We start from the raw sequence: 21,990 nt of genomic DNA, 5'->3' as shown, positions 1-21,990 counted from the left end.
TTCTGTCACTCCTTCATTGTCTCCTAGTATATTACAGCTAGGGTTGAATTGAAAACGATTTATTTCCTCAAGCGCGATTGCGCTCAGTGAGCACCCAACGGATTTTTGTCACGAGTAAATCGATTGCAACAAAGTTTTCTCCGCCTTCAGGAACGATGATGTCTGCATAACGCTTCGTCGGTTCACAGAACTGCAAATGCATCGGGCGGACGACATTCGTGTACTGCGCCACGACCGAGTCGATTGAACGTCCACGTTCATTCAAATCACGCTGCATGCGACGCAAGATTCTAACGTCCGCATCTGTATCCACGAACACTTTGATATCCATCAGATCTCGTAAACGCGCATCTTCGAGTGCCAAGATCCCTTCGACGATGACGACATCGACGGGTTCGATTAAGATGGTTTCACTTGAACGCGTGTGGGCCGCATAGTCATAGACCGGCTTTTCAATCGCCTGATGTTGTTGTAACTGTTGGATATGTTCAATCAACAAATCGTTATCAAAGGCGAAGGGGTGGTCGTAGTTCGTCTTGTACCGCTCCTCCATGGTCATCTCTGATTGATCCTTATAGTACGCGTCTTGCTCGATCATGACGACCGATTGACCTTGAAACGCATCGACGAGCGCGCGGGCCACGGTCGTTTTTCCTGATCCGGTACCCCCGGCCACGCCAATAATGACGGGTTTATGTTGCATCAAAGTTAAGTCCTCCTCATCGTAATTTACGACTGATTGCTAGGCCATCACCAAGGGGCAAAATTGCAGTATGATAATCGGTCCGTGCCATCAATTGCTCAGTAAACTGCTTCACGAGACGAACGAGCCGGCGTCGGCGTCGGTCTAAAACCGACACGTCCTCTAGCAAGACGTCCCCTCGTAAAAACAAATTATCGCTGTAAATCGTACCACCAATTGGTACTAAAGCGCCATACCCATCAAAAAACTTTTGATATTGTCCTTTTGCCGCATCAATAAACACGGCATCGAATTCACCTTCAATCGATCCAATCAATTCGACGGCATCACCGTGAATGAGCGTAATCCGATCGCGTACATCCGATCGATTGATGAATCCCGTCGCTTCCTCAAAACGACGAGCATTTCGCTCGATTGTGACGATTTCTGCATCGGGTAACAACTCCGCCATGCGAATGGCACTATAGCCGATGGCCGTCCCCACTTCGAGAATTCGGGTCGGCCGTTGCATCGCCAATAAGGAGAGCAATACTTCCGAACCCGTCAAATCCATGATTGGGACGTGATGGACACGCGCGAACGCCTCCATCTCCGTCAATAGCGGGGAGCGGTCATTGATCAGTTTTTCTACATATCCCTCATAGGATGCATGGTCCACTCGTTCCACCTCTTAACTCTCTTCATTCAAACGACCGGAAGCATCCGCTTCCGGTCGTCCCATCAATTACTGTTTGCTTCTTCAAACGCTTCCCATTCGGAACGGTACTTATTGACGTTTTGTTGGTGATCCTCATAGTCGACCTCGAACAAGACTTCCCCGTTCGGGAACCCTTCACGTGGAGGGCGCGCGTAGAAGTAAATGTTCTCCGTATCGTTCGGGTTGAGCACCGCCTCAAATGCGTCACGGCTCACGGCCGCAATCGGTCCGATCGGGATGCCTTCGTAACGATACGTGTTATATAGAGAGTCGTTCTCTAAGTCCGCGAATGAAGTGAAAATCGATGTTTCCCCCGTTCCGTACCAGACGGTCGGGTCAGATTGTAACTTCATTCCGTCATTTAAGCGATTCTCAAACACACCGGCAATCTCTTTGCGGTCTTCCGTTGACACCGCCTCTTTCTCGACAACGGATGCGAGCGCGAGCGTCTCATGGAACGTACGTCCTGAATCGGCTAAACGATCTTTGTATTCTTGATACATACTTTCGGTTGGCAGTAACATCTCATCGATGATTTCATTGAGCGTTACGCCTTTATTGAATTCATATGTGGCTGGGAACAGGTATCCTTCAAGCGGATGATAGATGCCTTCCTGCAAGACTTCCTCCGTCAACATTTCATGCTCGTTTACGAGAGATTGAATGTATTCACGGTCGCTCAACTGCTCAGAAATCTCTTCTTTCGGGATTTCGGCCACTTTCGCAAGTCTCGCAATCACCTGGTCAATCGTGAATCCTTCTGGAATGACGAGCTTGATATCAGGGACCACAATGACTTTACCTGTTTGCAACGTTTCAATCAATTCATCGATTGATTGTGACGGAGATAACGTATATGTCCCCGCCTGGAAGGACGATTCGTTCTTAAAGCGTGTATAAAAACGGAAAATCGTGCTACTCCTTACAAGCCCATTCTCTTCTAATAATTCACCAATATATCCCGAACCAGCACCGAGCGGGACTTCAATCTCAACCGTTTCAGTCGAAGATGGATCGATTGGTTCGATGGAGCGCTTCACAAAGACATATGTGAGCGCCGATCCTGTGGCGATGACGAGAAGGAAGATGGCCAGGATGACAACCGTGATGCGACGGACGATTCGGTTGCGGGCACGTTTCTCATCTGACATAGATGGATGATTCATGCATTTCTCCCCTGTTCTTTTTATAAAGAGAGGCGACGAGGGATATTCCCTAGCCGCCCGTCCCCTATTTAGTCTAGACCGACTTCGTCATTGACGATGTCGAATGCTTCCATGACCTCGTCGAAGTCTTCATCGTCTTCGACGAGCTTCAAGATGAATTCGCCATCTTCAAGTTCTTCAATTTCAAATGCGTATACTTCAATCGTATCTTCATCTTCTGTCTCTGGTGCGCCGACCGGTTCAAGTACGACAAATGTCTTTTTCGAACGGTCGCTCGTCATACGGAAAATTTCTGCAAATAAATGTTCGTCTCCATTTTCATCTGGAATACGGTACATTTCTTCTTCACGACGGATTTCTGCCATGAGAGATTCCTCCTTATTTCCCGGAACGATCCAGGTAGTTTTGTAAAATCATCACGGCCGCCATTTTGTCGATGACCGCTTTTCTCTTTTTGCGGCTGACATCCGCTGAAATGAGCATCCGTTCCGCTTGCATCGTCGTTAATCGTTCATCCACCAACACGCAAGGTAAACCCGTCTGTTCTGTGAACGCCTCGGCAAATGCCTCGGACGCTTCACCACGCGGGCCGACTGTCCCATTCATGTTTTTCGGATGACCGACGACGACTTCTTTCACATCGTACTGCTCGATAAACGGACGAAGGAGACGGACGGCTTCGTCAAAGTCAGGTTCGGTCCAGTAGACCGTTTCCACACCTTGCGCCGTCCATCCCATCAGGTCACTCACCGCGACACCAATCGTCTTCGATCCGACATCGAGTCCCATGACTCGCTTCATATTAATCCTCTCTACGATCGTTCAAATACGATTTGACCAACTCTTCGAGAAGTTCATCCCGTTCAATTTTGCGAATCAAGTTTCGCGCATCATTATGACGTGGAATGTAGGCAGGGTCACCTGACAGTAAGTATCCCACGATTTGATTGATCGGTTGATAACCTTTTTCCTCGAGTGCTTGATATACCGTAATCAGCGTCTCACGTGTGTTAGCACGTTGATCATCTTCTGGAAAATTGAATTGCATCGTGCGATCCATTTGGCTCACAAGAATCCACCTCTTTCCGTTTGCACTTCACACTCTATTATGCCAGTGATTCGACGTAATGTGAAGCAAACTTCAATGCTTCGTCCAGTTTTGTTGCATCACGGCCACCTGCTTGTGCCATGTCTGGACGACCGCCACCGCCACCACCGCAGCGTGTCGCGACTTCTTTAATTAGTTTTCCGGCATGGAAGCCACGGTCGTTCAGGTCTTTCGTCACACCTGCGACGAGGTTGACCTTCTCCCCATTTGCCGACCCGAGGATAATCACGGCAGAACCGAGTTTCCCTTTCAAGTCGTCGACCATGCTACGAAGGGCATCCATGTCTTGTCCATCGACGCGTTTCGCAATCAATTGAACGCCGCCAATCGTTTCAATCGCATCCGTTAATGAAGATGCCTCGATGTTGGCAAGCTTCGCTTTGAGCGACTCTGAAGCACGCTCGACTTCTTTGATTTCAGCTTGAAGTGCTTGTACGCGTGCAGGAACTTCAAGTGGTTTCGTCTTCAACAGTTTCGCTGCTGCTTCGAGCGTTTCGATTTGCTGGTTCATCACTTCATATGCGCCAGCTCCCGTGACCGCTTCAATTCGACGTGTCCCAGCGCCAATCCCTGATTCAGACAAGATTTTAAAGAGTCCGATTTCAGCCGTGTTGGAGACGTGAATCCCACCACAAAGCTCAACCGAGTAATCCCCTGCTGATACGACACGAACGACATCACCATACTTCTCGCCGAAGAGTGCCATTGCGCCTTTTGCCTTCGCATCCGCAATGTTCATCTCTTCAATATCGACACCGATTGAAGCCCAAATCTTCTCGTTCACTTGACGCTCAATGGATTGAAGCTCTTCTGATGTCACTTGACCGAAGTGAGAGAAGTCGAAACGAAGACGGTCTGGCGTCACGAGTGAACCAGCCTGGTTGACGTGCTCCCCGAGCGTATCTTTGAGTGCGCGGTGCAAGAGGTGCGTCGCCGTGTGGTTCTTGACGATGGCTTGACGCGATGCTTGGTCGACAGAAGCCGTGACGGCTACTTCGGCTTTCGCCACACCTGACTCGACCGTGACCGTATGCAAGTTCTGTCCGTTCGGTGCCTTCGACACATCTTTCACGCGAAGAAGGAAGTCTTCGCCGACGATTTGTCCTTTATCACCGATTTGACCGCCGCTCTCGGCGTAGAATGGCGTCTGATCGAGGATGACTTGTGCCTCTTCTCCTGCAGCGACGACGTCGGCGAGTTCGCCGTTGTGAATCAAGCTGATGATTTTTGCGTTCGTCTCAAGGTTGTTGTATCCGAGGAATGTCGATGGCATCGTGATGTCTGCAAGCACACCCGACTGAATCTGCATCGATTCTACGTCAGCACGCGCTTGACGTGCACGTTCACGTTGCTCGTTCATCGCTTCTTTGAAGCCGTCCTCGTCGACCGTCATCTGATGGTCTTCTGCGTATTCGATTGTCAATTCGAGCGGGAAGCCGTACGTATCATAAAGACGGAATGCGTCTTGACCGCTGATAATGTTTGACCCAGCTGCTTTTTGTGCTTTTGCGACTTCGTTCAAAATCGCGAGTCCGTCGTTCAACGTTTCGTGGAAACGCTCTTCCTCGTTTTTGATGACTTTCTTGATAAAGTCTTTCTTCTCGTTCACTTGCGGGTAGAAGTCGACCATGATGTCACCGACGACGTCGACGAGCTCATACATGAACGGACGCTCGATGCCAAGCATCTTCGCATAGCGGACCGCACGGCGGAGAAGACGACGGAGGACATAGCCACGTCCTTCGTTCGATGGGAGTGCCCCGTCACCGATTGCGAACGATACTGTGCGAATGTGGTCCGCGATGACTTTGAACGCGACGTCTTTGCTGCTGTCTTGACGGTATACGTCGCCACTGATTTTTTCAGTTTCACGAATGATTGGCATGAAGAGGTCGGTATCGAAGTTTGTCGGTACGTCTTGAAGGACGCTCGCCATCCGTTCGAGTCCCATCCCTGTATCAATGTTTTTACGCGGAAGCTCTGTGTAGTTTCCGTGTCCGTCATGGTTATATTGGCTGAACACGATGTTCCAGATTTCAAGGTAACGCTCGTTCTCCCCACCCGGATAAAGTTCAGGGTCTGTCGGGTCGTCCCCGAATGCTGGACCACGGTCAAAGAAGATTTCCGTGTTTGGACCAGATGGACCTTCACCGATTTCCCAGAAGTTATCTTCTAGCGGGATGATGCGGTCAGCTGGCATGCCGAGGTTCATCCAAATTTGTTTTGATTCTTCATCGTCCGGGTGAATCGTGACGGAGAGACGGTCCGGATCGAGTCCGTACCATTCGTCGCTCGTCAACAGTTCCCAGCCCCATGTGATCGCTTCTTCACGGAAGTATTCACCGACTGAGAAGTTCCCGAGCATCTCGAAGAACGTATGGTGACGTGCTGTCTTCCCGACGTTCTCGATATCGTTCGTACGAATCGATTTTTGAGCGTTGACGATTCGTGGGTTCGCTGGGATGACACGTCCATCAAAATATTTTTTCAATGTCGCAACACCAGAGTTGATCCACAACAAAGTTGGGTCTTCGACCGGTACGAGCGAAGCACTCGGCTCCACGCTGTGCCCTTTTGATTTGAAGAAATCTAAGTACATTTGGCGAATTTGTGCGCCAGTCAATGATTTGAGCGGTTTCATGAACAATTCCTCCTTATTTCTGAACGAAACGAAAAAAAGCGATGCCTGCCCCTGTGGAAAGGGACGAAAGCATCGCTTCGTGGTACCACCCTCGTTCGCACGGTATACACCGTGCCTCGAACATCCGTTAACGTGGATGAGGCGCCCAGGTTGAGTGGGGACTCCAGAATAGCTTCGGTCGGCCGACCCCCATCTTCTCGCAGCCTAGGAAGATGTCTCTGTAGAGGCGGTGACGACGTACTCATTTCCTTCATCGTCTGTATCGTTTCAGTTGTCTATTCGTCATTATCACACGCGTTCGGAAAGACGTCAAGACTTCCCGCCTAAGCGCTCGACCAATTTTGTCCGTCGCACCGGCTCCTCTTCTCGCGTCGCCGCCTCGAGCGCACGCACGTCACCAAACAAGAGTAAACTCTTCTTCGCCCGAGTCACAGCTGTATAAATCAAGTTGCGCGACGATCGGAATCCTCCGTTGAAGAAGACCGGCATGAGCACGATTGGGAACTCGGAACCTTGTGACTTATGGATCGTGATGGCGTAGGCATGGGTGAACTGGTCCCATTCACTACGGTTGTACTCTACTTCTGTCTGGTCGAATCGGATATAAATCTTGTCGACCTTATCGACATTTTCCTTCGCGTAGAAGATGTTCGTGATTTCCCCGATGTCCCCGTTATAGACGTTCTCCTCGGCGTTGTTGACGAGTTGTAGCACTTTATCACCGTTTCGGTAAATGCGCGTCCCATGCTTCACTTCACGGGCACTTGATTTTGGATTGAATACGTTTTGAAGTGCTTCATTCAGTCCGTCAATTCCACATACCCCTCGATATGTCGGTGCGAGCACTTGAATATCAAACGGTGAATATCCTTTTCGGAGAGCCGCTCCTGCCATCTGACAAATCGCTTGAAGTGCCGTCTCCTGATTCGCCGTATAGAAGCGCCGGTCCGGCAGTGACGCCAATAAATCTTCTGGCATCTTTTTGGCGTTCAAGGAATGGGCAAGTCGGAGGATGCTCGATTCCGACGCCTGACGGTGGACGACGTCGAGGCGGACGACCGGAATCCCTTCTGTCGCCATCAAATCGGCAAGTACTTGCCCCGGTCCGACAGACGGGAGCTGATCGCGGTCTCCAACGAACAAGATTTTCATGCCGTTCGGTACCGCCTTGAGCAAGCTTCGGAACAAGAAGATGTCAATCATCGACGCCTCATCGACGATGAGCACTTTCCCGACAAGCGGATTCGTCTCATCGACTTGGAACGAACTACCGTCGAACTTTAACAGCCGATGAATCGTCGAGGCCGGTAGCCCTGTAGACTCGCTTAGGCGTTTCGCCGCTCGACCCGTCGGTGCGGCCAAGACGAACGGGAACGGTTGGTTCGGAACGGGATCTAACTTCCAATCGAAGACGTCGCTGAGTGCATGAATGATCCCTCGGACGACCGTCGTCTTCCCGGTACCTGGACCACCTGTGAGAACCATGAGCGGTGACTTGAGCGCAAGTTCGATGGCTTCTCGCTGTTGGGTCGCATATTCGATTGAAAACATTTCCTCGACACGTCCGACCGCATCGAAGATGGTCGTCATATCCACATCCTCTGTTGTCGATGTCGCCATGATGCGCGCCAACTCTTCTGCCGCTTTTCGCTCAGCACGGAACACACGAGGGTGATAGACGACCCCGTCATCGATGACGACCCGTTCTTCTTTGGCAAGTGACTCTAATGCCGTGACGAGCGCTTCACCCGGGTCCGCCCCGATGATTCGAGGCATCTCGGCTTCAAGTTGTTCTGCCGTCACGTAGAGATGACCGTTCCCTTGTTCGAGTTCTAATACGTAAAGAACGGCTGCCGCGATGCGTTCGGGATGAATGCCTTGAATCCCGAAGTGCGCCGCGATGGCATCCGCCGTCTTGAAGCCGATGCCCTGTACGTCGTACATGAGCGCATACGGATTCTTCTCAATCGTCTCCATCGCTCGTCCTTCATACTCTTTATGGATTTTTGAGGCGAGACGCGGTGTCACGTCGAATGGAGCGAGAAATAAAAGTAATTGATCGACCCCATATAAGACGTTCAGGCGCTCGGTGATCACACGTGCCTGCTTTTCTTTCAATCCGTCGACCTCGGACAAGATGCTCGGATGTTTCACAATCTGGTCGATACAATCGTCCCCGAGAGAATCTGCAATCTTCTGCGCCGTCTTTTGACCGATTCCAGGGAAAGACCCGTTCGTCAAAAAGCGGACGGCAGCCCGTTTCGTCATCGGGACGACACGGCGAATCCAATCCGCCTTCATCTGTTTTCCGAATCGAGGGTGTTCGACGAGACGACCGTGCGCCTTATACGTCTCGCCCTTCTCAATGCCGACTCCGACGCCTGCGATGACCATCTCGGTCTCATCCGTCTCAAAATTCTTTTCTTTTATACGTACGAGCGCAATCGTATGCGCCTCTTCTTCTGATTGAAACAGGACGCGAATGACTTTTCCAGTCAACTCATAAGGTGCTGCCATCATATCCGACACCTCCAGCTATTTTTCCATCATCCATTATAGCCCGAGATGAATCGATTGAACAAATGCCCTAGTCGAACAGACTCAAGATTTGCTCGATTCGGTCGAGATCGACGACCTCCAAAATACGTATCAACTGTTCGATATCGACCCGGTCCAAAATGCGCTCAACCTGATCCAGGTCCACCTCCTCAATTAAACGCTGGATCCTATCCAAGTCACCAGACGCCTGATATGCCTCGAGTTTTGTGAAAAGCTCGGTCTTCTCGATGCGGATCGAGTCCTCAAGCATCCCCCTCGCCCCGAACAGGACGAGTCCGATGACCGCCAACTGAATCAACCAGTTCGTCACGACTTTCCAAAATAGGACGGTCTGATGGATGAATGGGATGAGCGGAATAAATGTTACTTGAAGGAGTAACATCCCGACTTGGACATATACGTTCGGAATGAGAAATCCGAGTACTGCCAAAATCAATGGAACGACCCAACCAATACCGACATGTTCAGATGTATGTTGCCAAGACTTTTGCTCACTGTATACATAGTGTACAGCCCATCCCACGACAAGGAGCGCTACCAATAAAAGGAAGATTAACGTTAAGAGTCCACGTGGTTCAACGACCACTTGATATAAGATCGTATTCGTCCATTTCCCGTCTGCTAATCTTTCATTTACCGATTCAAATAATTGATTCAACCAGACGTACTCGACAATGAAAAACAAAATGACGCTGACCATGCTGAATTTTCGCAAGCCACTCGACCTCCTTCTATAGGTTGTCATTCCCCCACTTCAACACAGCTAGTCGCGTTTTTGATTTAAAGAAACGGGGAACTGTTCGAATGACACATTCAAGGAGGAATCATCTATGGGCAAACGAATTCCAGTCAGCGGATTATGTGAACTCGTGTTAGAAGTGACAGACATGAACGAAGCCGTAGCCTTTTGGCATGAAAAATTAGGGCTTCCTGTCGTCGAACAATGGGTCGGAGACGATGCCGAACCGAGTGAATCACAAGAACAAGCAAACGAACCGTGGGCAACGTGGCTCTATATCGGCGGGAACACACGGTTAGGTCTTTGGTTGAAACGCGACTTTACGGAAGAAGAGGATGCGAACCGGAAACAAGACGTGACGGAATGGGACACGCTCTATGATGAAGGTGGCGTCCACGTCCACTGTGCGTTCTTCGTTCCCATGGAGTCGTTTGAACAGGCACTCGAAATCTTAGATGAGACCGACGTCCCTGTAAAACTTCGGACGTGGGACGAGGATGAGACGAAAAATGGGAAAGAACGCTCTGCGTACTTCAAAGACCCGAGCCATAACATCATCGAACTGTATACGAAAAATATGGACGAGGCGTACGGCGAGTTTGCCGGAGAACCCGTCAAAATCACAACGAAACAACTCTAATCGCGTCAACAAAAAAAGTGCCATCGCAATGGAGCGATGGCACTTTCCTATTCAAGTAATCAGTTTCCAAGCAGTGCATCCATCTTCGCGACGGCGTCACGTGCAAGTTCGTGATCCGGTTGCATCTCTAAGACGCGTTGCAACTCAGCATACGTCCGTTCCTGGTCACCCAAGAACGCATATGCGATTGCTAGGTTGTAACGGGCATCCGTATGGCTCGCATCAAGGTCGAGCGTCTCTTCTAACGCGACGACCGCCTCTTCGAGTTGTTCACTTTGCGCGAGGGCAAGTCCGTACTGGAATGTAATCTCCACGTCTTCCGGCGATTGTTTCTTCGCTTCACGCAAGCGTGGCATCGCACGAACGAAGTCACCCATCGCCTTGTACGTCAAGCCGAGCATGAAGTGAAGATCGGCATCGTCCATCCCCGAAAGGAGCGCTTGGCGAAGCGACGCCTCCGCTGACTCCAATTGCTCAAGTTCATAGGCAAGGGCACCTTTCGCATAGTGCGCGGCACCGAACGATCCATCGAGTTCAATCGCTTTGTCATAGAAGATGACGGCACGATCGTAATCGTTGATCGCCTGAAGCAACGTCCCCATGTTGACGAAACCAGTCGGGTCCGTCGGGTTCGCTTCAATCGCCTCGTTGAAATGTTTGGCTGCCTGTTCGAATTCACCTTGCTGCATCGCTTGGATGCCTTGTTCGTTTGCGTTCATATCAATCACCTCATCCGATATAGTCGAGTCGTTTGCCGTTGCGGTACGCTTCGTCAATCGTTGCCCCACCGAGACAGACGTCGCCGTCATAAAAGACGACCGCTTGTCCTGGCGTGATGGCACGTTGTGGCTCGTCAAACTTGACGAGGACTTCGCCATTTTCGAGTGGAGCGACCGTGACCGGCACATCTTGTTGGCGATAACGGAACTTCGCCGTCGCCCTGAACTCTCCTGTAGGAGCGGCTCCCGTCCATGACAGTTTCGAAGCGAGAAGCGCATCTGAATAGAGCGCGTCGTGATGGAAGCCTTGTCCGACGAACAAGACATTGTTCTCGACATCTTTCCCGACGACGAACCAAGGATCACCATCGCCACCGATTCCGAGACCGTGACGCTGTCCGAGCGTATAATACATCAACCCGTCGTGACGTCCTTTGACGACGCCATCGAGCGTCCGCATTTCACCTGGCTGTGACGGAAGGTATTCCGACAAGAACTCTTTAAAGTTCCGCTCACCGATAAAGCAGATTCCCGTCGAATCTTTTTTCTTCGCTGTCGCGAGTCCTGCTTCTTCGGCAATCGCACGTACATCTTTCTTGTCCATATGACCAATCGGGAACATCGTCCGCGCGAGCTGGTCTTGAGACAATTGGTTCAAGAAATACGTTTGGTCTTTGTTGTCGTCTTTTCCTCGTAACAGACGGTGCTCGCCATCAACATATTTCACTTGCGCATAGTGTCCAGTCGCGACAAAATCGGCACCGAGTCGAAGCGCATGGTCAAGGAACGCCTTGAATTTGATTTCCTTGTTACACATGACGTCCGGGTTCGGTGTCCGACCGAGACGGTACTCCGCTAAGAAATATTCAAAGACGCGGTCCCAATATTCCTTTTCAAAGTTGACCGCGTAATACGGAATCCCGATTTGGTTCGCGACGGCGATGACGTCTTCATAGTCCTCTGTCGCCGTACACACACCGTTCTCGTCCGTGTCGTCCCAGTTTTTCATAAAAATCCCGATGACGTTATACCCTTGCTCTTTTAACACATGGGCTGTCACCGATGAATCGACGCCACCTGACATGCCGACGACGACCGTCGTCTCTTCAGGGGCTTTCGTGCGTAAATTCATCTATCTCACTCCGTTCATAAATGTCGAGACGACTTCTTGTAGTCGCTCCGCGAGCCGTTTCGCGTCCTCGACCGAGTTGCCGTGGCCAAAACTGATTCGAACAGACTGACGCGTCCGCTCTGAATCCCCGTACATCGCCGACAATACGTGGGACGGTTCGACCGACCCTGCCGTGCAGGCACTTCCGCTTGAAATCGCCATGCCCCGCATATCCATCATGATGAGGAAGGGTTCAAGGTCAATTCCAGGAAGGTATAAGTTCACGATGTGAGGTAAACGATTTGACCCGTTCACCTCATAAGACACGCCTAATTCGTCCAGGCGCTGACGTAGTGCTAGATCGAGCGATTCATAAAGAGTCACTCGGGTCTCACGCTCTGCCATGACGAGTTCAGCTGCTTTTTGAAATCCGACGGCACCCGGAACATTTTCCGTGCCGGCTCGACGTTTACGTTCTTGTTGTCCACCAAAAGAACGTGACGCTAATTTTACACCTGTTTTCATGAAAAGAAAACCGATACCTTTCGGCCCATTCACTTTATGTGCGGACGCCGACAATAAATCGACATGAATCGCCTTCACATCAATTTCTTCTGTACCGAGTGCTTGTACCGCATCGGTATGGAAGAGAGCCTGGTGATCTTGTAACAACTCCCCGATTTCGTGAATCGGCTGGCGCGTCCCGACTTCGTTATTGCCATACATGATCGATACAAGAATCGTGTCATCCCGTAAGGCTGAACGAACGGCGTCGACAGTGACGGCTCCCGAAGCATCGACATCGAGATATGTGACGTCGAAGCCCTCACGCTCGAGCTGTTCCATCGCATGAAGCACGGCGTGGTGCTCGACTTTTGTCGTAATGATATGTTTGCCTTTTTCCTGATGGGCATATGCCGCACCGAACAAGGCATAATTATCCGACTCCGTCCCACCTGACGTGAATACAATCTCGTTCGGTGAAGCACCAATCCACTTCGCGAGGACGCGACGTGACGAATCGAGCGCCGCCCGAGCGTTACGCCCGATTCCGTGGATGCTCGATGCGTTCCCGTATGTTTCTAAAAAGTACGGTGTCATCGCTTCGAGGACTTCCGGTCGCATCGGCGTCGTCGCAGCATGATCAAAATAGTTCATCTAAGGTCACCTCGTTCTTAAATATAAAACATGTAGCCGTCTGACTCTTCTTCAGCGAGGTCCGCGAGTGTCGTTTCGTCAAGGACGGTATCGATGGCTTCTTTGATTTTATCCCAAAGCTTGCGTTTCACCGCATCATCTGCTTCAGAATCTTCAACGATGGCTAAAGGTCCCTCGAGCAAGCGAATGATTTCACCCGCTGTCACTTCTTCTGGCGGTTTGACGAGCTGATAGCCGCCATACGCACCACGCACGCTCTTGACGAGTCCACCGTTACGGAGTGGGCCGATCAATTGCTCCAAATAATGCTCCGGCAACTCATGGCGTGCGGCAATCTTCTTTAAACTGAGCGGCTTGTTGTCAGTTTCACGCGCTAATGCAATCATGATCGTTAAGCCATAGCGGCCCTTTGTAGATATTTTCATCTTCAAGTCTCCTTCTGTTATACTAATCGAACAAACGTTTGTCGAAAGGAATGGTTACGTATGCCTGATTTGTTTCATCAATCGAATGGTGGACCGCTCGCGAACCGCATGCGCCCCGAAACGTTAGATGACGTGATCGGACAGCGCCATATCATCGGCGAGGGCAAGCTGCTTCGCCGTGCCATCGAAGCCGACCGACTCGGTACGATTATCTTATATGGTCCACCGGGCACCGGGAAGACGACACTCGCCCGTGTCATTTCGAATTACACGAAAGCGACATTCGTCCAATTGAACGCCGTCACGGCCAAACTCGATGAATTGCGGAACGTCATTCGTGAAGCGGAGTCCCGGTATGATTATGAGGACGAACGGACGATTCTCTTTTTAGATGAGATTCACCGGTTCAATAAGCTCCAGCAGGATGCGCTCCTCCCGGCCCTTGAGTCCGGCAAGCTCGTCCTCATCGGAGCGACGACCGAAAACCCAAGCTTTGAAGTGAACGCCGCCCTCTTGTCACGGGCGACCGTATTTCGACTTGAGCCACCTCGTGCCGAGGAGTTACGTACCGTCCTTGAGCGAGCGCTACACGACTCACGTGGTCTCGGAAATTATCCCGTCAAGATGGATGAAGCTGCTGCAGACCATTATATCAAAATGGCGGATGGTGACTACCGTGTCTTATTGAACGCACTCGAACTTGCCGTCTTGACAACGCCTGAGGTGGAAGGACAGATTCATATCACACTTGAGGTCGCGGAAGAGTCGATTCAACAGAAGTCGATCAAATACGATAAGACGGGTGACCGACATTATGACGTCATCTCGGCGTTCATCAAATCGATTCGTGGGTCTGACCCGGATGCGGCGCTATACTGGTTAGCCGTCATGATCGAGGCTGGCGAATCGCCACGCTTCATCATGCGTCGCCTTTACGTCCATGCCGCCGAAGATATCGGAATGAGCGATCCGAACGCGCTACTCATCGTCGATGCGGCGGCTCGTGCGAGCGAATATATCGGTTTCCCGGAAGCCCGCATCCCGATTGCCGAGGCTGTTCTCTATTTGGCGACCGCACCGAAATCGAACGCGGTCATCACCGCGATTGACAAGGCGCTCCATCACGTCCGGACAGTTGAGGGTGGGCCTGTACCCGTACACCTGCGTGACGCCCATAGTCCAGGAGCACATGAACTCGGAAACGGGGTCGGATACAAATATCCACATGACGAAAAAGACGGGTTCGTTCCTCAGAACTACTGGCCAGAGAATTTGGCTAGAAAACGACCAAATTACTATAAACCGACGCCACGTGGATTCGAGCAACAAATCCAAAAGCGGCTCGACTATTGGGAAAAACGACGCGACTCGAAATGAGCCCGCGTCGTTTTATTTTTGGATGCGATTGATTTCGACGCCCGCTTTTTCAAGCAAGTCGTTAATGACATAGCCGGCAGCGACAAGCCCTGCAACCGATGGAACGAACGCGTTCGAGCTCGGTGGCATCTTCGCTTTGCGGATCGGCGCGTCTTTCTTCCCGACGACTTCGTTCACGTCTTCGCGTGTCACGATGGGAGACTCATCTGAGAAGACGACTGGGACGCCTTTGTAGATTTTTTCTTTACGTAGACGGGTACGGACCATCTTCGCGATTGGATCGTATGACGTATCTTTAATGTCAACGACTTTAATACGTGTCGGGTCCATTTTGTTCGCCATCCCCATACTCGAGATGACCGGGATGCCGCGACGCTTACATTCTACGATTAAATGAATCTTATAAATGATCGTGTCTGATGCATCGATGACGTAGTCGATCTTTTGAGCGAAGAACTCTTCGTATGTCTCTTCTGTATAAAACATTTTCAATTGGACGAGGTCTAAGTCCGGGTTGATGTCGAGGAGACGCTTGCCCATCGCTTCGACTTTCGGTTGACCGACCGTCGACAACAGTGCATGGATTTGACGGTTGACGTTTGTGATATCGATGTCGTCTTTATCGACAAGGACGATGCGTCCGACACCGCTACGTGCAAGTGCCTCTGCCGCGAACGAGCCGACGCCACCGATTCCTAAAATCGCGACCGTTTTATTCTTTAAAGCATCAAGGCCTTCAGAGCCGATGGCCAATTCATTACGTGAAAACTGGTGTAACATATTTCTTCCTCCAACTAATCCTATTTTCTCATACTATTTTACTCGGAATTATATTCAAAAAAAAGACGTCTCGCGACGTATTTACAAAAAAATCGATGGGGCCCGGAGTGCCGTGACGATGCCTTGCTTTTGAACCTGCGTATGCAGGTGGGTGACCTAGCGTTTCCTTCACAAGTCCTCCTGCACGTGATGAGGCAGTTGATCCGGTTAGCAGTTCGGTCTCCCGTATTCAAAGTGTTGGCTCAAAATAACGAAGGCGGCTCTCGTACACCTCAGGTATCCCATCTGTTGATTTAACTATAGCGCTTCTGTAAAAAGAAGTCAATGAGAAACGCCGACTTCTCGTGACAGTTTGGTCACAACCATTTGTTACGAAACGCACGGTCCGGATCATACGTGAACTGTTGACGCTCGATGTTGAAACGGCGGTCCCTTGAGTCGTTTCCGACACCCGCTTGGTACGCCCAATTCCCCCAATTGCTCGCCACGTCGTAATCGATCAATTTTGATTCAAAGTAGGAAGCCCCGTAGCGCCAGTCTTGTTTCAACTCCTTTGCGAAATAGTTGGCCACGATTTGTCGTCCCCGATTGGACATCCATCCCGTCGCATTCAGTTCGCGCATGAACGCATCGACGAAATCGACGCCCGTCTCTCCTCGTCGCCATGTTTCTACGACATCCGGATCGACGCGCCAGTCTTTTCGTTTCGACCGAATGCCTTGTGACCGAAACAATTTTTTCCCTTGATCGAGCGCGACCCATTGGAAAAATTCACGCCATAATAGTTCAAAATACAACCAGTAAGTCGATTCATTTACTCCATGTGTTCGTTCATGCGCTTCGAGTTCAAAAAACACCCGTCGTGGGGATAACGACCCGTTCGCTAAATACGCTGATAGCTTCGTCGAGTCATCGACCCCAAATCCGTTTCTCGTTTCTTTATACGTTCGAATCGGCACGGACAAATAGTCGTTCAGCCGACGTTTCGCAGCCAATTCGCCACCTTTGAATGGAAATGCCGTCCTTGGGTCTTGCTTTACTTCTTGAATCGAAAATGGGAACGTCACCTCGCGTGTGGCAGCAGTTGCCTTCCTGGAGATCAGTTCGCGAGGCCGTACATCATATTCGACCGCTTTTCGAAACTCTGTGAAGAGAAACGGCATTTTCTCAAATGGGTTATCTTCTTTTTCAAATAAAGTAAATCCTTCGAACGTCTTGTACGTCCCTTTCCATCTTTTCATCACTTCATTTTCACGTCGGCGCTCATTGTACCCGACGGCCCGTTGAAACAAGAGACGGTCGGATGGATCGAGCGTCTCGAGCGGATGACCGACGTGCACGTAAAATGGGATTCCAAGCGCATCGAGTGAGCCGGACACATCCTCTAATGACTCCTTCAGGAAACGCAGTCGTTCGTTCCCGAGTGGAATGACGCCATAACGATTTTCAATGAACTGATTCGGACTGATGAAAAAATGACCTTCAATCGGATCGTCATGGTGAAGTGCTTCTTCGAGCGGCAAATGATCATCAACACGTAAATCGTTTTGGTACCAAATGATTGTTTTCATCAATAGACCTCCTCCACTCTATAGTATGATGGGTTATGATTTCCGTCATGAGGCTGGAATGTGCTTGAGATATGTTTTCAAAATCAAATTGTGTGGAATATATTCTTCTAGAAGAGAAAGGGGTGTAGCATAATGGCTAAGAAAGGCAAAATGGGAACATTGATTAAAATCGCGACGGCGGTCGCACCGTTCGTCTACGATTACTATAAAAAGAACAAAGCAAAGAAATCACCGAAGAAATGAACCCAGCGTCTCAGCCAACAAGCTGAGGCGTTTTTTTCATGTTTTTCAATCGCCTATGCTAAGATAAATCAATCATTCTATTGAAACGAGGCGATGTTCGTGCACGTTCGATCTATCCACTTTTTACGTATTCTCTTCAAATGGGGTCTTTTCATGACCGGGTTGTTCTTACTCGCACTCGGGTCATCCATTATGATTACAGCAGATCTCGGGGTGTCCACATGGGACGTCCTCCATATCGGGATTGCCCACCATCTCCCGATTTCAATCGGAACGGTCATCTTATGCGTCGGACTTCTACTCGTCCTATTCAAATACATACTCGACCGCGTCCGTCCTCAGTTCGGCACGCTCGTCAACGCGGTGTTTGTCGGGGTATTTATGAACTTGATTTTAAACGAGCAATGGCTCCCTGTTTTTGAAGGGATGATGGTGAATATCATTTGGCTCACGTTCGGTATATTTGTCATGGGAATGGGGGCCGGGCTCTATGTTGCTGTCGGATACGGGGCTGGTCCACGCGACGGATTGACGCTCGCCTTAGCAGATCGTTTCAACACGTCTGTCCGTGCCATGCGGACATGGATGGAACTGACCGCTTGCCTCATCGGTTGGGCACTCGGAGGACCACTTTTCTTCGGTACCGTCTTGTCGATCTTCCTCATCGGTCCATTCTTCCAGTTCTGGTTAGAGCGATTCAGTCTGTTTATCGCCTACGTCGATCGTCTCAAAGTAAAATTCGCATGAAAAAGAGAGGGATTGCTCCCCTCTCTTTTTATGTGTTCGGAATGAGGACAATCTTTCCGAACTTGCCGGATTGTTTAAAATACGTCTGCGCCTCACGTGCCTCTTCGAGCGGGAACGTTCGGTCAATGACCGGTTTTAGTTTCCCTTCAGCGATCGAGCGCAACATCTCTGCGAACTCATGCCGTGTCCCGAGCACAGACCCGTACATGGCGATATGTTTCAAGTAGAGTGTCCGAAAATCGAGATGGGTCGTCTGTCCGCCAGCAGAACCGGATATACAGAACTTCCCACCCTTCTTCAATACTTGAAGAGACACATCAAATAACGCATCCCCGACGACGTCAAGCACGGCATCGACCGGACCACCGTTCGCCGCGATGATGTCCTCGGCGAGCGTCTCAGAACGATAAGAAAAGACTTCAGTCGCCCCGAACGCTTTTAACTCTTGCTCGTTTTTCAAATCACCGACGATGGCGAACACCTTCGCCCCGAATACATTCGCCGCAATTTGAACGTTGAGCGAACCGACCCCACCGCTCGCACCCGTGACGACAATCGTTTCACCGGAACGAATGTGTAACTGCTCGTTCATATGCCACGCCGTGAGTCCGCTCACGGAAAAGACTGCACTCTCGACGAAGTCATCAAGTGGCATATCAAAACAAAGGTCGGCCGGCCAGGCGACATATTCTGCATAGCCTCCGTCATACTCTGATCCAATAAAGGACATATCGTCCGATAAATGTTCTTTCCGCTCAGGTCCGCTCGAGGTGAATGGGAATAAAACGACGTGTCGACCCATCAAAGCTTGATTGACCCCATCCCCGAGCTCGACGACTTCACCTGTGATGTCTGAACCGGGAATGCGTGGGAACTGGACGCCTTCCGGGCGCCACCCTGACTTCTCACTAGTCCCATATGCCCCTTCTCGCATCCATATTTCCGTATTGTTAATCGCGCAGGCGCGTACCTTGATTAGAACCTCTCCCGCTTTCGGAGTCGGTTTCGGGATATCGACCACTTGAAGTTGGTCGACGTCCCCGTATCCTACAACTTGTACAGCTTTCATGGTGGATCTTCCCTCCTTCTCTTTCGTTCATCCATATGTATTTACCCACGAAATGCTGTTATCACGCCAAAAAGGGCCACCCTCTACCAGGCAGCCCTCGATTTATAGTTGTTGACGTTGTAACAGGTTCGTGAAGACGCCACCTTTTTGGCTAAGTTCTTCATGCGTTCCATCTTCTACGATTCCTTCCGCCGTCACGACGAGAATGCGGTCGGCATTCTTTACTGTCGCTAAACGGTGGGCGATGATGAGCGTCGTTCGATTCGCCGCCAGTTCATTGAGTGAATCCTGAATGATGGCCTCGGTTTCCGTATCGAGCGCCGAGGTCGCCTCATCAAGAATTAAAATCGGCGGATTTTTCAAGAACATGCGGGCAATGGCGATGCGTTGTTTCTGTCCACCAGAGAGCTTCAGTCCCCGTTCCCCGATCTGTGTGTCGAGACCGTGTTCGAGCTCTTCGACGAGCGTACCGAGATGTGCTTTTTCGACCGCATGCATGATGTCGGCATCGGTCGCATCGAGTTTCCCGTAAGCGATATTCTCACGTAGCGTACCTGCAAACAAGAAGACGTCCTGTTGCACGATTCCGATTTGACGGCGTAAGCTCTCTTTCGTCATGTCGCGGATGTCCAGCCCGTCAATCGAGATGGCACCTTTCGTGACGTCATAAAAGCGAGGAATGAGTGAACAGATGGTCGTCTTCCCTGCTCCGCTCGTTCCAACTAATGCGACGGTCGTCCCCGCCTCAATCGACAAGTCGATATCTGTCAACACTTGGCGGTAGTCTGAGTAGCCAAACGAGACGTCGTCGAAGACGATATCGCCTTTCAACGTCTCGACTTCGATCGCATTCGCACGGTTCTCGATGTCCGGTTCCTCATCGAGCAACTGCGTGAATCGCTTGAACCCGGCCATCCCTTTCGGATACATTTCGAGGAGCGCCGTGATCTTTTCAATCGGCTTGATAAGTAAATTCATGTACAAGATAAAGCCAACGAGTTGTCCGTACGATAATTGTCCTTCATACGTTAAGTACGCCCCGTAGACGAGGACGAGCAACGTCATAAGACGCGTCGTGATGTAGATACCTGCGAGCGATGTACTCATGACACGATATGCCTCAATCTTCGAGCCACGATAGAAGTTGTTGTCTTTTTGAAAACGTCCGATCTCGAACGCCTCGTTCGTAAACGATTGGACGACGCGTGCCCCGGACACACTGTCCTCGACGCGCGCGTTCACTTCCCCGATATTCGTGTACATCTTTTGCCACGCCTTGTTCATGTTCTTATTCGCATACGTGATCATGATGATGAGGAACGGTACTGCGACAACGGTGACGAGTGCGAGTTCCGGGTCGATCGAGAACATGATCCCGAACGCACCGAGTAACGTCATGATGGCGATAAAGAAGTCTTCCGGCCCATGGTGCGCCACTTCCCCGATATCGAACAAGTCGTTCGTGACCCGGCTCATCAAATGGCCGGTCTTATGATTGTCAAAGAAGCGGAACGACTGTTTATGGATATGCGTGAACAACTCTTCTCGCATGTCCGTCTCGATGTTGATGCCGAGCTTATGTCCCCAGTAGTTGACGACGTACTGCATCATCATGGCCAATATGTATAGAATCAACAGGCCGATGCTGACAATGATAATCCAGTTCCATTCCCCACCCGGCAACAAGTCGTCGATGAACCATTGAACGGCAAGCGGAAATCCAAGTTCAAGCAGTCCGACGAGAATTGCGAATGAAAAATCGAGTAGGAATAACTTTTTATGTGGTCGATAATAACTAAAAAAACGTGAAATCATTCTCTCTTCCCCCTTCTCTTCATTTAGTGTACGCTTTTTTCCGAAAGGTGGAAAACAGGATGCATCCTTTTTTCATTCTTTTTTCAATCGGCGTATAATGAAGGTAAGGAGTGATACACATGCATGTACACATTACAGATCGTGCCCTCGAACGAATCGAGTCATTGAAAGGCGAACGCGAAGGACAGATGCACCTCTTTTACGAGACAGAAGGTTGTGGTTGTGGGAACAGCGGAATCTTTGAGATTCGATACGTAACCGAGACGACTCCGGAAGACGTTGAAATCGAATCAAACATCGGACCAATCCTAATCAAAAACTGGACAAAAGTGTTTTTAGATGAACAGATGAAAATCGATTTCCTCGAAGACCGTCGTACGCTCGTCTTGAAGAGTGACGGCCAAGTGTTCAATTCGAATCTACTCGTGACAGACGGCACAGGATGTCAGTTGAACGTTCCGAGCCGATGAAACAGACGCTGAAACAACATCCGAGACTCCTCATTCTCTTTTTCGTGAGTTTCGGTCTCGGACTACTTGGAATCTATCTGGCGTTTATCGATTCGGTCTATACGATGTCCGCAGTCATCGCCTCGCTGTTTGCGTTTGGTTTCGCGTTGCAACGAACAGCGAAATATATGCAGCGAGAAGAGGATAAACGTTAACAAGAGGATGTGTTCCGATTAAATATCTACCATCTCGTGTTGAATCCAAAATCCGTTT

General features: G+C 50.2%; 22 protein-coding genes and 1 other RNA gene. 5 read left to right on the top strand and 18 right to left on the bottom strand.

Translation table 11 applies throughout. The features are described from left to right. Window positions 1-67: 67 nt before the first annotated feature. From udk to EAT1B_RS13910, 9 genes are all read right to left on the bottom strand, one after another. Complete coding sequence (gene udk / locus EAT1B_RS13950; RefSeq protein ID WP_015881201.1) at window positions 68-703, bottom strand: uridine kinase; 636 nt, start codon at window positions 701-703, stop codon at window positions 68-70. 16 nt (window positions 704-719) lie between these two features. Next, window positions 720-1,361 carry an O-methyltransferase gene (locus tag EAT1B_RS13945; RefSeq protein ID WP_015881200.1) on the bottom strand — a complete coding sequence of 214 codons (642 nt, stop codon included), beginning with the start codon at window positions 1,359-1,361 and terminating at the stop codon, window positions 720-722. Between the two features lie 62 nt (window positions 1,362-1,423). Continuing rightward, entirely contained in the window at window positions 1,424-2,566 is a 1,143-nt protein-coding gene (gene mltG, locus EAT1B_RS13940) for an endolytic transglycosylase MltG (protein ID WP_015881199.1), read from the bottom strand. 68 nt (window positions 2,567-2,634) lie between these two features. Then, complete coding sequence (locus EAT1B_RS13935; RefSeq protein WP_015881198.1) at window positions 2,635-2,931, bottom strand: DUF1292 domain-containing protein; 297 nt, start codon at window positions 2,929-2,931, stop codon at window positions 2,635-2,637. A 13-nt stretch (window positions 2,932-2,944) separates the two neighbouring features. Further along, window positions 2,945-3,367 carry a Holliday junction resolvase RuvX gene (ruvX, locus tag EAT1B_RS13930; protein ID WP_015881197.1) on the bottom strand — a complete coding sequence of 141 codons (423 nt, stop codon included), beginning with the start codon at window positions 3,365-3,367 and terminating at the stop codon, window positions 2,945-2,947. Between the two features lies 1 nt (window position 3,368). Further along, on the bottom strand, window positions 3,369-3,635 hold the full coding sequence (locus EAT1B_RS13925; protein WP_015881196.1) for an IreB family regulatory phosphoprotein: 267 nt from the start codon (window positions 3,633-3,635) through the stop codon (window positions 3,369-3,371). A 37-nt stretch (window positions 3,636-3,672) separates the two neighbouring features. After that, window positions 3,673-6,315 (bottom strand): alanine--tRNA ligase, encoded by a 2,643-nt coding sequence (gene alaS / locus EAT1B_RS13920; protein ID WP_015881195.1) that lies wholly within the window; start codon window positions 6,313-6,315, stop codon window positions 3,673-3,675. A gap of 309 nt (window positions 6,316-6,624) precedes the next feature. After that, window positions 6,625-8,832 carry an ATP-dependent RecD-like DNA helicase gene (locus EAT1B_RS13915; protein WP_035387815.1) on the bottom strand — a complete coding sequence of 736 codons (2,208 nt, stop codon included), beginning with the start codon at window positions 8,830-8,832 and terminating at the stop codon, window positions 6,625-6,627. A 70-nt stretch (window positions 8,833-8,902) separates the two neighbouring features. Further along, window positions 8,903-9,589 carry a hypothetical protein gene (locus EAT1B_RS13910; RefSeq protein WP_015881193.1) on the bottom strand — a complete coding sequence of 229 codons (687 nt, stop codon included), beginning with the start codon at window positions 9,587-9,589 and terminating at the stop codon, window positions 8,903-8,905. A gap of 115 nt (window positions 9,590-9,704) precedes the next feature. On the opposite strand from EAT1B_RS13910, the gene EAT1B_RS13905 reads away from it, so the two are divergent. Next, a complete protein-coding gene (locus EAT1B_RS13905) occupies window positions 9,705-10,253 on the top strand; it encodes a VOC family protein (protein ID WP_015881192.1) in 549 nt (182 codons plus the stop codon). A 59-nt stretch (window positions 10,254-10,312) separates the two neighbouring features. Here the strand turns inward: EAT1B_RS13905 and EAT1B_RS13900 are convergent, their stop codons facing one another. From EAT1B_RS13900 to cymR, 4 genes are read right to left on the bottom strand one after another with little or no spacing between them, the layout of a single operon-like run. After that, window positions 10,313-10,972 (bottom strand): lipopolysaccharide assembly protein LapB, encoded by a 660-nt coding sequence (locus tag EAT1B_RS13900; protein ID WP_015881191.1) that lies wholly within the window; start codon window positions 10,970-10,972, stop codon window positions 10,313-10,315. A gap of 10 nt (window positions 10,973-10,982) precedes the next feature. Beyond that, window positions 10,983-12,104, bottom strand: a complete 1,122-nt coding sequence (gene mnmA, locus EAT1B_RS13895) for a tRNA 2-thiouridine(34) synthase MnmA (protein ID WP_015881190.1) — start codon at window positions 12,102-12,104, stop codon at window positions 10,983-10,985. Beyond that, entirely contained in the window at window positions 12,105-13,241 is a 1,137-nt protein-coding gene (locus EAT1B_RS13890; RefSeq protein WP_015881189.1) for a cysteine desulfurase family protein, read from the bottom strand. It lies immediately after the preceding gene. 17 nt (window positions 13,242-13,258) lie between these two features. After that, a complete protein-coding gene (gene cymR / locus EAT1B_RS13885; protein WP_015881188.1) occupies window positions 13,259-13,666 on the bottom strand; it encodes a cysteine metabolism transcriptional regulator CymR in 408 nt (135 codons plus the stop codon). Between the two features lie 60 nt (window positions 13,667-13,726). Between cymR and EAT1B_RS13880 the strand changes: the two genes are divergently transcribed. Further along, entirely contained in the window at window positions 13,727-15,043 is a 1,317-nt protein-coding gene (locus EAT1B_RS13880) for a replication-associated recombination protein A (protein ID WP_015881187.1), read from the top strand. A gap of 12 nt (window positions 15,044-15,055) precedes the next feature. On the opposite strand, the gene EAT1B_RS13875 is transcribed toward EAT1B_RS13880, so the two are convergent. The 3 genes from EAT1B_RS13875 to EAT1B_RS13870 form a co-directional block, all read right to left on the bottom strand. Next, window positions 15,056-15,823 carry a ThiF family adenylyltransferase gene (locus tag EAT1B_RS13875; RefSeq protein ID WP_015881186.1) on the bottom strand — a complete coding sequence of 256 codons (768 nt, stop codon included), beginning with the start codon at window positions 15,821-15,823 and terminating at the stop codon, window positions 15,056-15,058. Window positions 15,824-15,918: 95 nt separating this feature from the next. Then, a non-coding RNA gene (gene ssrS / locus EAT1B_RS15820) (6S RNA) lies at window positions 15,919-16,105 on the bottom strand. A 74-nt stretch (window positions 16,106-16,179) separates the two neighbouring features. Next, complete coding sequence (locus tag EAT1B_RS13870; protein WP_015881185.1) at window positions 16,180-17,394, bottom strand: DASH family cryptochrome; 1,215 nt, start codon at window positions 17,392-17,394, stop codon at window positions 16,180-16,182. 396 nt (window positions 17,395-17,790) lie between these two features. On the opposite strand from EAT1B_RS13870, the gene EAT1B_RS13865 reads away from it, so the two are divergent. Next, window positions 17,791-18,384: a YitT family protein gene (locus EAT1B_RS13865; protein ID WP_237708246.1), complete on the top strand. Its 594-nt coding sequence runs from the start codon at window positions 17,791-17,793 to the stop codon at window positions 18,382-18,384. Window positions 18,385-18,412: 28 nt separating this feature from the next. On the opposite strand, the gene EAT1B_RS13860 is transcribed toward EAT1B_RS13865, so the two are convergent. Beyond that, window positions 18,413-19,453, bottom strand: coding sequence for an alcohol dehydrogenase family protein (locus EAT1B_RS13860; protein WP_015881182.1), 1,041 nt, complete (start codon window positions 19,451-19,453; stop codon window positions 18,413-18,415). Window positions 19,454-19,555: 102 nt separating this feature from the next. Continuing rightward, window positions 19,556-21,268 carry an ABC transporter ATP-binding protein gene (locus EAT1B_RS13855; protein WP_015881181.1) on the bottom strand — a complete coding sequence of 571 codons (1,713 nt, stop codon included), beginning with the start codon at window positions 21,266-21,268 and terminating at the stop codon, window positions 19,556-19,558. A 119-nt stretch (window positions 21,269-21,387) separates the two neighbouring features. Between EAT1B_RS13855 and EAT1B_RS13850 the strand changes: the two genes are divergently transcribed. After that, entirely contained in the window at window positions 21,388-21,738 is a 351-nt protein-coding gene (locus EAT1B_RS13850; protein WP_015881180.1) for an iron-sulfur cluster biosynthesis family protein, read from the top strand. Next, complete coding sequence (locus EAT1B_RS13845) at window positions 21,711-21,932, top strand: hypothetical protein (protein ID WP_143180248.1); 222 nt, start codon at window positions 21,711-21,713, stop codon at window positions 21,930-21,932. The genes EAT1B_RS13850 and EAT1B_RS13845 overlap by 28 nt, the downstream gene beginning before the upstream one ends. Window positions 21,933-21,990 lie beyond the last annotated feature (58 nt).

It is taken from the genome of Exiguobacterium sp. AT1b (assembly GCF_000023045.1).
GTDB lineage: Bacteria > Bacillota > Bacilli > Exiguobacteriales > Exiguobacteriaceae > Exiguobacterium.
Note: the sequence above shows the minus strand (reverse complement) of the source record. Positions and strands in the feature narration are given on the sequence as shown.